General features: G+C 71.7%; 14 protein-coding genes. 10 read left to right on the forward strand and 4 right to left on the reverse strand.

Annotated elements, in window-relative coordinates; genetic code table 11:
• The first annotated feature begins 68 nt into the window (after nt 1-68).
• From MZC64_RS04980 to MZC64_RS05010, 7 genes are all read left to right on the forward strand, one after another.
• Entirely contained in the window at nt 69-686 is a 618-nt protein-coding gene (locus MZC64_RS04980; protein WP_247755845.1) for a hypothetical protein, read from the forward strand.
• 10 nt (nt 687-696) lie between these two features.
• Nucleotides 697-1629: a glucosyl-3-phosphoglycerate synthase gene (locus tag MZC64_RS04985; protein ID WP_247755846.1), complete on the forward strand. Its 933-nt coding sequence runs from the start codon at nt 697-699 to the stop codon at nt 1627-1629.
• Between the two features lie 28 nt (nt 1630-1657).
• Entirely contained in the window at nt 1658-1996 is a 339-nt protein-coding gene (locus MZC64_RS04990; protein ID WP_086783113.1) for a PadR family transcriptional regulator, read from the forward strand.
• Entirely contained in the window at nt 1993-2643 is a 651-nt protein-coding gene (locus tag MZC64_RS04995; RefSeq protein WP_247755847.1) for a permease prefix domain 1-containing protein, read from the forward strand. Before MZC64_RS04990 ends, MZC64_RS04995 begins: the two co-directional genes overlap by 4 nt.
• A 195-nt stretch (nt 2644-2838) precedes the next feature.
• The gene (locus tag MZC64_RS05000) at nt 2839-3150 is read left to right on the forward strand and encodes a DivIVA domain-containing protein (RefSeq protein ID WP_247755848.1); all 312 of its coding nucleotides are present in this window, start codon (nt 2839-2841) and stop codon (nt 3148-3150) included.
• A complete protein-coding gene (locus MZC64_RS05005; RefSeq protein WP_247755849.1) occupies nt 3143-3592 on the forward strand; it encodes an SRPBCC family protein in 450 nt (149 codons plus the stop codon). Before MZC64_RS05000 ends, MZC64_RS05005 begins: the two co-directional genes overlap by 8 nt.
• The gene (locus MZC64_RS05010; protein ID WP_308300959.1) at nt 3589-4155 is read left to right on the forward strand and encodes a DNA-3-methyladenine glycosylase I; all 567 of its coding nucleotides are present in this window, start codon (nt 3589-3591) and stop codon (nt 4153-4155) included. The genes MZC64_RS05005 and MZC64_RS05010 overlap by 4 nt, the downstream gene beginning before the upstream one ends.
• Before the next feature lie 64 nt (nt 4156-4219).
• Here the strand turns inward: MZC64_RS05010 and MZC64_RS05015 are convergent, their stop codons facing one another.
• Together MZC64_RS05015 and MZC64_RS49070 are read right to left on the reverse strand one after the other, a co-directional pair.
• The gene (locus MZC64_RS05015; RefSeq protein ID WP_247755850.1) at nt 4220-5002 is read right to left on the reverse strand and encodes an enoyl-CoA hydratase-related protein; all 783 of its coding nucleotides are present in this window, start codon (nt 5000-5002) and stop codon (nt 4220-4222) included.
• A gap of 25 nt (nt 5003-5027) precedes the next feature.
• Nucleotides 5028-5960 carry a PaaX family transcriptional regulator C-terminal domain-containing protein gene (locus MZC64_RS49070; RefSeq protein WP_374205619.1) on the reverse strand — a complete coding sequence of 311 codons (933 nt, stop codon included), beginning with the start codon at nt 5958-5960 and terminating at the stop codon, nt 5028-5030.
• A 3-nt stretch (nt 5961-5963) separates the two neighbouring features.
• Here MZC64_RS49070 and MZC64_RS05030 point away from each other — a divergent pair, with 3 nt between their 5' ends.
• Nucleotides 5964-6131, forward strand: a complete 168-nt coding sequence (locus MZC64_RS05030; protein WP_149848953.1) for a DUF3117 domain-containing protein — start codon at nt 5964-5966, stop codon at nt 6129-6131.
• Nucleotides 6132-6269: 138 nt separating this feature from the next.
• On the forward strand, nt 6270-7784 hold the full coding sequence (locus MZC64_RS05035; protein ID WP_247755851.1) for a leucyl aminopeptidase family protein: 1515 nt from the start codon (nt 6270-6272) through the stop codon (nt 7782-7784).
• Here the strand turns inward: MZC64_RS05035 and MZC64_RS05040 are convergent.
• Nucleotides 7775-8692, reverse strand: coding sequence for a LysR family transcriptional regulator (locus MZC64_RS05040; protein WP_247755852.1), 918 nt, complete (start codon nt 8690-8692; stop codon nt 7775-7777). The two genes, MZC64_RS05035 and MZC64_RS05040, sit on opposite strands and share 10 nt — an antisense overlap.
• 66 nt (nt 8693-8758) lie before the next feature.
• Here MZC64_RS05040 and MZC64_RS05045 point away from each other — a divergent pair, with 66 nt between their 5' ends.
• Nucleotides 8759-10114: an MFS transporter gene (locus tag MZC64_RS05045; RefSeq protein WP_247755853.1), complete on the forward strand. Its 1356-nt coding sequence runs from the start codon at nt 8759-8761 to the stop codon at nt 10112-10114.
• A 1422-nt stretch (nt 10115-11536) separates the two neighbouring features.
• Here the strand turns inward: MZC64_RS05045 and glgA are convergent.
• Entirely contained in the window at nt 11537-12715 is a 1179-nt protein-coding gene (gene glgA, locus MZC64_RS05050; protein ID WP_282104911.1) for a glycogen synthase, read from the reverse strand.
• Nucleotides 12716-12726 lie beyond the last annotated feature (11 nt).

The following is a 12726-nucleotide window of genomic DNA, read 5'->3' on the forward strand; positions in this document are numbered from 1 at the left end:
TGTTGTGTCTGAAGTCACAGCGAGGTCGCCGATAATGCGCACTCGATGCGGGGTGGCACGATCGAGGGGTGACGCCACTCCGCTTCGGGTCAGCCGACCGCGATCTGCCGGGCGACCGCGCGCTGGTACTGGCCGTGGTCGACCCTGACGTGACCGCCGTGGAGACCGCGCTGGCCGAGGGCGCCGACCTGCTTGACCTGGGTGCGGCCGAACCGGACTTCATCGCCGAGGTCCGCGCCCGGCACCCGCGCCTGGTGCTGGCGGCCACCCCCGGCGAGATGTACGGCCAGTGCGAGGCCGGGATCGACCTGCTCGACGGCACCGGCGGCGACACCGAGATCCCGGAGACCGCCGCCCAGTACGGCGTCGGCCTGATCGCGCCCACGGCCAAGGCGGCCGACTGGTCGCAGTGGTTGCAGGTGCCCGCGGCGGGGGTACTGCTGGACTGCCCGCCCGGACCGGATCTGCTCCGGCGGCTCGACCAGCCGGCCGAGTGGCCGCGGCTGATCACGTTGCCGGACAACGGTTTTGGCGACGAGGCGCTGGCACTGGTCGCGCTGGCCGCCTGGCGCGGGGTGCGGGTGTTCCGCACCCGCGAGGTGCCCAGGGTGCGGCAGGCGCTGGAAATGGCCGCCAGTATCCACGGCAGCCGGCCACCCGCCGCGGTGCTGCGCGCCCTGACCTGAGAGGACCCTTGTGCGGCAACGGATCGAGGACTGGTTCGGCGCGCGTTCCTGGCAGAGTCCACAGTGGACTGCCGAGGAGCTGGTGGCGGCCAAGGCCGGGCGCACGGTGAGCGTGGTGCTGCCCGCGCTGGACGAGCAGAAGACGGTGGGCGCGATCGTCGCGGCGCTGCTGCCGATGGCCAGTGGGCCGCGCCCGCTGGCCGATGAGCTGGTGGTGCTGGACTCCGGTTCCACCGACGCCACCGCCGAGGTGGCCGCCGCGGCCGGGGCCAGGGTGGTGCGCCGGGAGGACGTGCTGCCGGAGCTGCCGCCGCGGCCGGGCAAGGGCGAGGCGCTGTGGCGCTCGCTGGCCGCCACCGCCGGCGACCTGGTGGTGTTCCTGGACTCCGATCTGGTCGACTTCGACCCCGGTTTCCTGCCCGCGCTGCTCGGCCCGCTGCTCACCGAACCCGAGGTCGCGCTGGTCAAGGGCTTCTACCGGCGTCCACTGCGGCTGGAGAGCGAGGGCGGCGGCCGGGTCACCGAACTGCTGGCCCGCCCGGTGCTCAACGCGCTGCGCCCGGAACTGGCCGGGATCGTGCAGCCGCTGGGCGGGGAGTACGCCGCCCGCCGGGACTTCCTCTGCTCGGTGCCCTTCGCCCCCGGCTACGGCGTGGAGATCGGTCTGCTGCTGGACGCGCACGCCCGGTACGGCCTGAACGGGCTGGCCCAGGTGAACCTCGGCGTGCGCAAACACCGCAACCGCTCACTGGCCCAGCTCGGCGTGATGGCCCGGCAGATCCTGGGCACCGCGCTGTCCCGCTGCGAGGTCGAGGCGGATGCGGGGCCCTACATCCAGTTCGCTCAGGTCGCCGGCGAATGGCTGCCCGACGCGACCGAGATCGCGCTGGTAGACCGGCCGCCGATGAGTGAGATCCATCGCATGTGTAGTGGGGCTACCTGATCTACTTAGGCTCCCCTACACTCAACGTGTGAAGTCGGACGCTCTACGTGGGCACCTGGACGCCCTGCTGCTGGCCACTCTCGACGGCAGGGAGCTCCACGGTTACGCGATCATCGAGGCATTGCAGCTACTCAGCGGCGGAGCGCTCGACCTGCCGACCGGGACGGTCTACCCGGCGCTGCGCAGGCTGGAACGGGCCGGATACGTCCGCAGCGAGTGGAGTACGGTTGCCGGGCGGCAACGGCGCACCTACCAGCTGACCGGCGCCGGGAAGCGGGCACTGGCCGCGGAACGCACCGCCTGGCGTGAGTTCACCGCGGCCATCGAGGGTGTACTCGGAGGCGGACCATGGCCTGCAAAGGCTTGATCGAGTCCTACCTGAGCGAGCTGGACTCGCGACTGAGCGGTCCGCGGGCGGCCAAGGCCGACCTGCTGGCCGAGGCTGAGCACAGCCTGCGCGATGTCGCCGAGGCGTACACCGAGGCCGGCATCGCCGATGCCGAGGCGCGGGCAGTGCGCGAGTTCGGCCCGATCCCGATGATCGCCCGGGAGTACCAGGCCGAGCTGGCCGCCGCGCACGGCACACACGCGATCCGCTCGCTGCTGCTGGCCATCCCGCTGATCCACGTCATCCACCAGGCCTCCCGCCAGGTGTGGGAAGGCGCGCTCTGGCAGGGTGACACGCTGCCGCCGGACTGGTTCCTGATGCTCACCAACGCCATCGACTACGTCTGGGTGCTGATCGCGGTGTTCTCCGTGCTGGCCCTGGTGGTCGGTAAACGGGTGGCGCAGCGCTGGGTGTCGGCCCGGATGCTCGGGCGCTCGGCGGGCGCGTTCATGACCATCATGCTCGGCGGCTACCTGGTGCTGCAGTTGCCGATCGTGATCGGCGGCATGGCCATGGACGGCCTGCTACTACACCCCTCGGCCCTCCTGACCTCGCTGGCCGCCGCGTTCGTGCTGGCCTACCTGGTACATCTGACCCGCCGCTGCTTCGTGTTGTCAGCCGCCTGAGACCCGGGTCGTGTGCGGGGGATCTTGGTCGCGATCGCCGGGCCCAGATCGCCCCTGACCGCGCCGCCGCGGCGGCCACGTACAACACCGGTACGAGGCCACCACGTCGACACGACCAGGAACAATCTGGACTCCGACGCTCATGACCAACCTCCCCCGCACACGACCCCACCGCTTCATGCCACCATCTCTGGCGTGACCACCGCCCTCATCTACCTCGTCGTCATGGTCTTCGTGGCGGCCGTGGTGTTCCTGGTCGCCTCACTGGTCTTCGGCCGTGGTGAGCAGCTCGCGCCGCTGGCGCCGGGGGCGACCCCGACCGAGCTGCCCGCGGGCGAGGTCAGCGGCGAGGACGTGCGCGCCGTGCGGTTCCAGCAGGTCGTGCGCGGTTACAAGATGTCCGAAGTGGACTGGGTGCTGCAGCGCGCCGCCGATGAGCTGGACCTGCTGCGGGCCAGGGTCGCGGAACTGGAAGAGCAGAAGCAGGAGGCCGTCGCCGGTGAGTGAGGAAGTGACCCTGACGGTGGCCGTGCCCGCCGCCGCCGAGGTGGCCTGGGCGGTGGCCTCGGACTGGTCCAACCAGGGCGAGTGGATGCTCGGCACCGAGGTGCACCGCACCGGCGGCGACGGGCAGAGCGCCGGGTCGACCATGGTCGCCTTCACCGGCGTGGCCGGGCTGGGCTTCTTCGACTCCATGGAGATCACCGGCTGGGACCCGCCGCGCAGCTGCGAGGTCCGGCACACCGGCAAGCTGCTGCGTGGCCTCGGCGGATTCCGGATCGAGCCCACCACGGACCAACTGTCCAAGATCATCTGGTGGGAACGGCTGGAACTGCCCTACGGCCCGCTGGGCAAGGCGGGCTGGCCGTTGCTGCGCCCGGCCTTCACCTGGGGTCTGCGGCGCTCGCTGGACCGTTTCGCCAGGGTGTGCCGGGACCGCCGCCCGTGACCGGCGCGGTGGCAGGCCCGGACGGGCGGCTGCGCTGCGCCTGGGGCGCCTCCACCCCGGACTACCTCGACTACCACGACACCGAATGGGGCCGTCCGCTGCGCGGCGAGCAGGCCCTGTTCGAGCGGATGTGTCTGGAGGCGTTCCAGTCCGGGCTGTCCTGGATCACCATCCTGCGCAAGCGGGAGAACTTCCGGGCCGCCTTCGCCGGGTTCGACCCGGTGCTGATCGCCGGCTACGGCGAGGCCGATATCGACCGCCTGCTGGGCGATCCGGGCATCGTGCGCAACCGGGCCAAGATCCTGGCCACCATCCGCAACGCCAACGCGCTGGCCGCACTGGACCAGCCCCTGGACGAGCTGCTGTGGTCCTTCGCGCCACAACCAGGTCCCCGGCCGAAGACCATGGCGGAGGTCCCGGCGATCACGCCGGAGTCCACCGCCATGGCCAAGACGCTGAAGAAACGCGGCTTCGCCTTCGTCGGCCCCACCACCTGCTACGCCCTGATGCAGGCCACCGGCATGGTCGACGACCACCTCACCGACTGCTGGATCGCCGCCTAGCGCCGAGTTGGCCCAACTCGTACGCCAATTTGGGCCAACTCGGCGTACGAGTTGGCCCAAGTGGTCAGCGGCCGGTGAAGGTGGGCTTTCGCTTGGCCACGAAGGCTTCCACCGCCTCGCGGTGGTCGGTGGTCTGACCGGCTTCGGCCTGGGTGCGGCCCTCGGTTTCCAGCGCGGCCTCCAGATCGGCGCCCGCCGCGGTCAGCATGGCCTCCTTGAGCATGGCGTAGGCCGTGGTCGGCCCGGCCGCCAGCCGCGCGGCCAGCTCCTGGGCCGCGGACAGGGCCTCGCCGTCGGGCACCACCCGGTTGACCATGCCGATCTCCTTGGCCTCCGGCGCGGCGATCGGCTGGGCCAGCAGCATCAGCTCCATCGCCCGGCCGTAGCCGATCAGCCGGGGCAGCGTCCAGGACGCGCCGGAGTCCGCGGTCAGCCCCACGTTGGCAAAGGCCATCAGGAACTTCGCCGACTCGGCCGCGATCCGCAGGTCGCAGGCATAGGCCAGGGAGGCGCCCGCGCCGGCGGCCATCCCGTTCACCGCGGCGATCACCGGCTTGGGCATCCCGGTCACCGCGCGCACCATCGGGTTGTAATGCCTGCGCACCGTCTCCAACGGCATCGGATCGCCCTGCTCCAGCAGCGAGATGTGTTCCTTGAGGTCCTGACCGGCGCAGAAGGCCTTGCCCGCGCCGGTGATCACCACCGCGCGCACCGCCGGGTCCTGGGCCGCCTCGTGCAGGGCGGCCAGCAGGCCCTCCTTCAACGCCACGGTGAAGGAGTTGAACGACTCCGGCCGGTTCAGGGTGAACGTGCGGACCCCGTCGGAATCGTCGATGAGCAGCGACACAGTGGACTCCTCAGCGTTGAGTTGGTCAGTCGAGACAGCTCTCCAGGAACGCGACCGCGCCCCTGGCCAGCTTCTGGGTGCTGGTGTCGAAGAACCGGGCCGCGGTGTGCCCCGGCCAGTCCGCGGGCAGCAGCTGCGGCGGCAGGCCAGGGTCACGAAACAAGAACTTTCTCCACGCGTGCAGCAGCTCCTGGCTGGCGGCGAAGGCCGAGGGCGGCGAAGCCGGGTCCACTGCGGACAGTCGGGGCTCCCAGTCGGCCACGAAACGCTGGTAGTCCGCACCCAGTGCGCCCAGGTCCCAGGCCTTGGCGGCCAGCTCCACATCGCTGCCCTCGTGCGCGGCGAAGAAGGTGCGCGCGGCGATCTTCTCGGTGCTCAGCAGCTCGGAAAGCTCAGCTGAGAAGCGGGGTGCGACCCAAGTCACTGGACCCAACTCTCCGTAACCCAGCAACTTCAGCGAGGAAGTGAGTTCCTCCCGCTCGGGCCGGGCCGGCAGCTCCTCCAGGACCACCAGATGCCACTGGCCGTCCCATGTGGACGGACGCGTTCGATAGATTCGCGCACCCGCCTCGTCGAGCCTCCGCTCGGCTCGCGGGGTGAGCGCGTAACCTGGGCTCCCGTGCAGCCGAACGGGCTTCAACCAGCCCTGACGGACCGTCCGCGACACCGCGGTACGCACGGCAGGAGCGGCGAAACCCAACGGCTCCAACAGCCGGACCAGCGCGGCGACGGTCGCCGCACCGCCCCTGGCACGAAGATGTCCGCCATAGACGTCGAACAACGCTGAACGAGCCCGCACGACGGCCGAGTCTGTCAGTCCGAAGACTCCTCGACCAGCCCGAGCGCGACACGAGATGATCGGTTCGGTTTCGCAGGTGCGTACATATGGGGGACAATGGAGACCTACCGGTATGTCGGGGGATGTGCCGGCGGGGAAGGTTGTTGACGGAGGGAGCACGCGATGGCGGCCATGAAGCCCCGGACCGGTGACGGTCCCCTGGAGGTCACCAAGGAGGGCCGCGGCATTGTCATGCGCGTTCCGCTGGAAGGTGGGGGGCGCCTCGTCGTCGAGATGTCGGCGGAGGAGGCAAGCAACCTGGGCGATGCCTTGAAGGCCGCCGCCGGCTGACGCCGTACACCAGGTTCCGCTTTCTTTCAGTCCCCGGTTTGCGTCACGCAAGCCGGGGACTTGTTACGTTCACACGACGGTGTGCGAAGGTTCAACTCCGCCGCACGCTCCCAGTCGTTTCGCCCTGGAGGTCCTTCAGTGCCATCCGTGGTGCCCACCGCGCCCAGCCCGGTGCCCGAAGTCACGATCGCGCGCAAACGGCGTAAGGCCGCGCCGCCGGTTGTGTTGGCGCACAAGGGCGAACAGGGTCCGGAGGTCGGCACCGGCGCGGACTCCCTCGACCTGCCCGCCGGCTGGAGCGAGGCGCTCGCGCTGACCGGTTCGGCCGGCGAGACCCGGGTGGTGCCGCAGTCCGGCAGCGGGTTGGCCTGGGTGCTCGGTCTGGGCGCGGGCACGGTGAAGGACTGGCGTTCGGCGGGCGCGGCACTGGTCCGGGCGGCCGACGCGCGGGCCGCCGCGGATGAGGAGAACGGCCGCACCCCGGCCAAGCAGTTGCAGGTCTTGCTGCCCTCGGACGCCGACGCCGAGCGGGTGGCCGCGTTCACCACCGGTGTCGCGCTGGGCGGCTACAAGTTCAAGGTCACCGGCGGCAAGCAGGCCCCGGTCACCAAGGCGGTCGAGCTGGTGCTGCCCGAGGGCGTGGCCGCCCCGGAGCTGGCCGATGCGGTCGCCGGAGCCGCGCAACGCGCCCGGGTGACCTCGATCGCACGTGATCTTGCTAACACCCCCTCGGATGTCAAGGACCCGGCCTGGCTGGCGAGCACCGCGGCCCGGCTGGGCAAGGGCGTCGACGGGCTGACCGTGACCGTCCGGGACGAGAAGTGGCTGGCGAAGCAGGGCTTCGGCGGCGTGCTCGCGGTCGGCGGCGGTTCGTCCCGCCCGCCGCGCTTCGTCGAACTGACCTGGCGGCCCGAACAGGTCAGCGCGGACTCCCCGCACCTGGTGCTGGTGGGCAAGGGCATCACCTTCGACACCGGCGGCATCTCGATCAAGCCCGCGGCCGGCATGCACCTGATGCGCACCGACATGTCCGGTGGGGCCGCGGTGATCGCCGCGCTGCTGGGCATCGCCGCGCTCAAGCTCCCGGTCAAGGTGACCGGCCTGGTGCCGTGCGCGGAGAACCACGTCTCCGGCACCGCCTATCGGCCCGGTGACGTGGTCCGGCACTACGGCGGCACCACCACCGAGGTCACCAACACCGACGCCGAGGGCCGGATGGTGCTGGCCGACGCGCTGGCCTACGGCGTGGTCACCCACCAGCCGGACCTCTTGGTCGACGTGGCCACGCTGACCGGCGCGATGAAGGTCTCCCTCGGCACTCGCACCGGCGGCCTGTTCGCCACCGACGAGGACCTGGCCGAGCGGATCACCGGCGCGGGCGCGCGGGTCGGCGAGGCCTGGTGGCGGATGCCACTGCTGGCCGCGCACGAGGACGATGTGCGCAGCGAGCTGGCCGATCTGCGGCAGTGCCCGCCGGGACCGGGCGGGGTCACCGCCGCGCTGTTCCTGCGCGAGTTCACCGCCGGACTGCCCTGGGCGCACCTGGACATCGCGGGCCCGGCCCGCGCGGAGAAGGCCTACGACGAGGTGACCGGCGGCGCCACCGGCTTCGCCGCGCGCACCCTGGTGGAACTGGTCGCCGGCTACGCCTGAGCCGGGGCCGCGCGCAGCGTGAAGTCCCGGAAGGCGCGGACCGCGGGCGGGAGTCGCTGACCCGCGGCCCAGACCAGTTCGACGGTCCGCACCAGCCGGGGCGTCAGCTCCACCTCGACCACCCCCGGCGGCGGCACCCGCTCGGCCGGGGGTAGCAGGGACACGCCCAGGCCGGCCGAGACCAGGCCGCGCAGGGTCTCGGTCTCCTGTCCCTCGAAGGCGATCCGCGGCGTGAACCCGGCCGCGGCGCACAGCTCGTCGGTGATCAGGCGCAGGCCGAAGCCGGGTTCGAGCTGCACAAAATCGTCCTCGGCCAGTTCGGCCACGCCGATCTCGGCCCGGCCCGCGAGGGGGTGCTGCTCCGGCAGCACCGCCACCAGGCGCTGCTCCAGGATCGGCACCCGGTGCAGCCGGTCCGGGAACCCGCTGGGCGTGGCGGCGGTGAGCACCAGGTCCAGTTCGCCGGTGAGCAGCTTGGCCACGATGTGGATGTGCGCGGCCTGTGCCAGGCTGAACCGGATGCCGGGGTGCTCGGCGTGAAAGCGGCGCAGCAGGTCCGGCACCAGCGAGCGGCCGAAGCCGTGCAGGAAGCCCAGGGCCACGTGCCCGCGTTCCGGATCGACCTCCTCGGCGGCCCGGCGGCAGCCGCCCTCCAGCACCGCGAGCGCCTCGCCGGCGGCCTCGGCGAGCAGCTGACCGGCCCTGGTGAGCCGGATGCCGCGGCCCTGCCGGGTGACCAGCGGGGCACCCAGGGTGCGGCCCAGTTCGGCCACCCATCGGGTCACTGTGGGCTGGGGCACGCCGAGGGACTCGGCTGTCCGGGTCACGTGCCGGTGCTCGGCCAGCGCGCGCAGCAGTTCCAGGCGCGGGGCCAGCGCGTTGACCAGTGGCTCGGTTGACTCATCCATGAGGGTATGGATCGTCGCACATTCCGACATTGGACGTATTAGAAAACGATTCCTACGGTCGGGGCCATGACCTCGGAGCGCTGGCGGCAAGCCCGGCTGACCCTCGGCGTGGCCGCCGGCGGATTCACCGTCTTCACGCTGCTCTACGCGCCGCAGTCGGTGCTGCCGGTGCTGGCCACCGGCTTCCGGCTGACCGAGGCGGAGGCCGCGCTCTCGGTCACCCTGGCCACCCTCGCGCTGGCCGTCGGGGTGCTGCCGCTGGCCATGCTGTCCGAGGCGGTGGGGAGGCGGCCGGTGATGATCGGCGCGCTGGTCACCGCGATCGCCATCGGGCTGCTCTGCCCGCTGGCCGGGGACTTCGGCACGCTGCTGATCCTGCGTGCGGCCCAGGGCCTGGCGGTGGCCGGACTGCCCGCGGTGGCCATGGCCTACCTGGCCGAGGAGATCGAACCGGGCCGGGTGGGCGCGGCGATGGGGCGCTACGTAGGGGCCAACTCACTCGGCGGACTGTCCGGGCGGCTGATCTCCGGGCTGGCCACCGGCTGGGGCGGCTGGCAGAGCGGGCTGACCGCGGCGGCGGCGCTGGCCACGGTCAGCGGCCTGTGCGCGATCGTGCTGATGCCGCGTTCCCGGGCCGGTCGGCCCGGGCTGCGACTGCCCGCGGTGCTGGCCGGGGTGCGCACCGCGCTGCGCGATCCGGTGCTGTTCGGGCCGTACGCGGTGGCCATGCTGATGACCGGGGTGTTCGTCGCGGTGCACAACGTGGTGACCTTCCGGCTCACCGACGCCCCGTTCTCACTGGCGCCGGCGGTGGTCTCGCTGGTCTTCCTCTGTTACGCCGCGGGCAGCGGGGGCTCGGCGCTGGCCGGGAAGCTGGCCGACCGGCGTGGACGGTTGCCGGTGCTGCTGTGCGCGATCGGCTTCGTGCTGACCGGTCTGCTGCTGACGCTGCCGGACAACGTGCCGCTGATCGTGGTCGGCCTGACCGTGTTCACCGGCGGGTTCTTCGCCGTGCACGCGGTGGCCAGCGGCTGGGTCGGCGCCCGCGCCCCGGCCGCGGCACGCGGTCAGGCCTCAGCGATCTACCTGCTCTTCTACTACCTGGGCAGCAGTGTCGGCGGCACCCTCGGCGGCCTGGTCTACGCGCCCTTCGGCTGGGGCGGCGTGGTGATCATGTCCTGCTGCTGGGTGCTGGCCGCCGGTGGCGCGGCCCTGGCCGCGGGCCTGGCCTGGCGGTCCGACCGCGGGGTCCGGCCGGCTCAGAAGTCCAGGGACAAGGTCATCGCCGGACTGGTCGCGGAGAAGCTGAACGAGCCGCGGCTGGGCAGGGTGACGGTGCCAGAGGACAGCGCCACCGTCACCGAGGGCACGGTGGCCGGGACCTCCACCACCAGCGCGGTCGGGAAGACGTCCCCGCCGTAGCGCAGGCCCTTGAGCGGGGCCTTGGTCCCGTTGGGCAGCTTCACCACGATGTGCTCGCCGGTGAGCGGTCCGCCCAGCGCCTCCGGCAGGCTGCCCTCGCCGCGGACCCTGATCTCCAGCAGTGCCTTGCCCGGCTCCGCGGTGATCACTTGCAGCCGTCCCGAACTGTCCAGGACCGGGCGCTGCAGGCCCAGCCGCACGCCCTGCACGGTGAGCCGGGCCGTGCCGGAGCTGCCTTTGTGCTGGAAGGTCAGGTCCTGACCGGCGGTGGTCGGGGCCGCCCCGGAACCCGCCCGGCGCAGGGCTTCCGGCAGCGGATAGCTCGACTTGCCGCTGGGCAGTTCGATCTGCTGCTCCACCCCTGGACTGGGTTTGGAACGCAGCACCAGCCGGGGCGGGGCCTGGCCAGTGTCCTTGGCCGGCAGCGTGAAGACCAGGAAGAAGCCGCCGAAGTTGGGCAGCTGGGAGTCCGGCACGTCGTGCCAGCCATCCGGCAGGTCCAGCGCCAGCTCCGGCCGCGGCGGCGCGCCCCGGCTCCAGGCCAGCTCGGTCAGCTCCTGGTCCAGCTGGCTGATCCGGTCGCTGTGCAGGCGCAGCACCGCCAGCCTGCTGCCCGGTTCCGGGCTGAGCACCCCGCCGTCGGGCAGGGTGAACTGCTGCGGGTTGCCCCAGCCGGTGGCCTTGACGCTGAGGAAATCGTCCCGGACCTTGATCGCGTCCACCGGGATGAGGCCCAGGTCGCCGTTGGTCCTGCCGCCGTTGTCCGCGACCACCGCGAAGAAGCCGGGACCGGCGCTGCGCTGCTCGGACCCGGTGGGCTTGGCCTGGGTGCCGTCCACCCGCACCATCTCGGTCGAGGGCGTGCTGGAGGTGCCCGGTTCGGGCAGTTTCGGCTCGCCCACGGCGAACTGGCCGTTCTGCTGGGTCAGCGGCACCGGGATCCAGTCCGGGGCGGGCCCGGTGCCGGGCACCTGCACCGGGCCGCACCAGAGCGTGTCGGTGACATCGACCGCCCGGCCCTGCTGGGTCTGGGTGTTCGGGTCCACCTTGGCGAACCAGCAGTGCACACTGCCGTCCCCGGAGCGGGCCACCTTCTGCTGGGCCAGCGCCCTGGTGATGGACGCCTCGGCCGCGGCCTGCAGATGCTGGCCGCCGCTGAGCCGCTTGCCGCTGATGGAGACGTCGATGGGCACCGGCGCGGGGTCGGGCTTGGGCGCTTCCGGCGGCGCGGCACAGCCCGCGCCCAGGAGCACCACCGCGAGCACGCTCGTACGCAGTACTCCGTCGGCACACACCGCCACGACAAACCCCTCCGGTAGTGGAGATCAATTCCCTCTACCGGCTAAGGCGCAGAATCGGGTTGCGGGGTTGTATGGTTACAGAAAGATCAAACTGTGATGACGGTCACGGCCATTCGGCGTACTACTGGCCGAGCGCACGTCGGTACACGTCAACGGTCTGCGCGGCCATCGTGGCCCAGGAGAACTCCGTCTCGGCCCGCCGCCTGCCCGCCTCGCCCAGGGCGCGGGCCCGTGCCGGATCGGCCAGCAGCTCGTTCACCGCGGTGGCCAGCCCGGCCTCGAAGGCCGCCGGTTCGGCCTCCGCGTAGTGCACCAGCAGCCCGGTCTCGCCGTCGTCGACCACCTCCGGGATGCCGCCCACGTCGGAGGCCACCACCGCGGTGCCGCAGGCCATCGCCTCCAGGTTCACGATGCCCAGCGGCTCGTACACCGAGGGGCAGACGAACACCGTGGCGTGCGAGAGCACCTGCCGGACCTCGTGCTGCTCCAGCATCTTCTGGATCCAGAACACCCCTGGCCGGACCGCGGACAGCTCGGCCACCGCGGCCGCGGTCTGTTCGGCGATCTCCGGGGTGTCCGGCGCGCCTGCGCACAGCACCAGCTGGGCGGCCGGGTCGATCCGATGCGCGGCCGCGACCAGGTGCCCGACGCCCTTCTGCCTGGTGATCCGGCCGACGAAGGCCACGATCGGCCGGTCCGGGTCGATGCCGAAACGCTCCAGCGCGTCGGTCTCGCGGACCGGGTGGTACTTGGCGCTGTCGATGCCGTTGCGCACCACGTGCACCCGGGCCGGGTCCAGCTCCGGGTAGCAGTCCAGCACGTCGGCCCGCATGCCCTCGCTGACCGCGATGATCGCGTCCGCGGCGGCGTAGGCGGTGCGCTCCACCCAGGAGGAGAGCCGGTAACCGCCGCCGAGCTGCTCGGCCTTCCACGGCCTGCGCGGCTCCAGCGAGTGCGCGGTGATCACGTGCGGGATGCCGTGCAGCAGCCCGGCCAGGTGCCCGGCCATGTTGGCGTACCAGGTGTGGCTGTGCACCAGCTGCGCGCCGCCGACCGCGTCCACCATGGACAGATCCACGCCCAGCGTGCTCAGCGCCGGGTTGGCCCGTTCCAGTCCAGGTGGGACGGAGTGCGCGACCGCATCCGGCCGCGGTGCACCGAAACAGTGCACGTCCACCTCCACGATGGACCGCAGTTCCGGTGTCAGGAACCCGACATGCACACCAGCCCCGCCATAGACGTCCGGCGGAAATTCCCGTGTCAGCAACGCAACTCGCACGCTTCGGGAGGCTAGTCGCAGCGAAGCGTCAC

It is taken from the genome of Crossiella sp. S99.2 (assembly GCF_023094165.1).
Classification (GTDB): Bacteria; Actinomycetota; Actinomycetes; order Mycobacteriales; family Pseudonocardiaceae; genus Crossiella.

Bases quoted from the DNA above. Each gene is read 5' to 3' on its own strand.
- MZC64_RS05030 (WP_149848953.1), top strand. From the start codon at position 5,964: ATGGCGGCCATGAAGCCCCGGACCGGTGACGGTCCCCTGGAGGTCACC.
- MZC64_RS05040 (WP_247755852.1), bottom strand. From the start codon at position 8,692: ATGGATGAGTCAACCGAGCCACTGGTCAACGCGCTGGCCCCGCGCCTG.
- MZC64_RS05045 (WP_247755853.1), top strand. From the start codon at position 8,759: ATGACCTCGGAGCGCTGGCGGCAAGCCCGGCTGACCCTCGGCGTGGCC.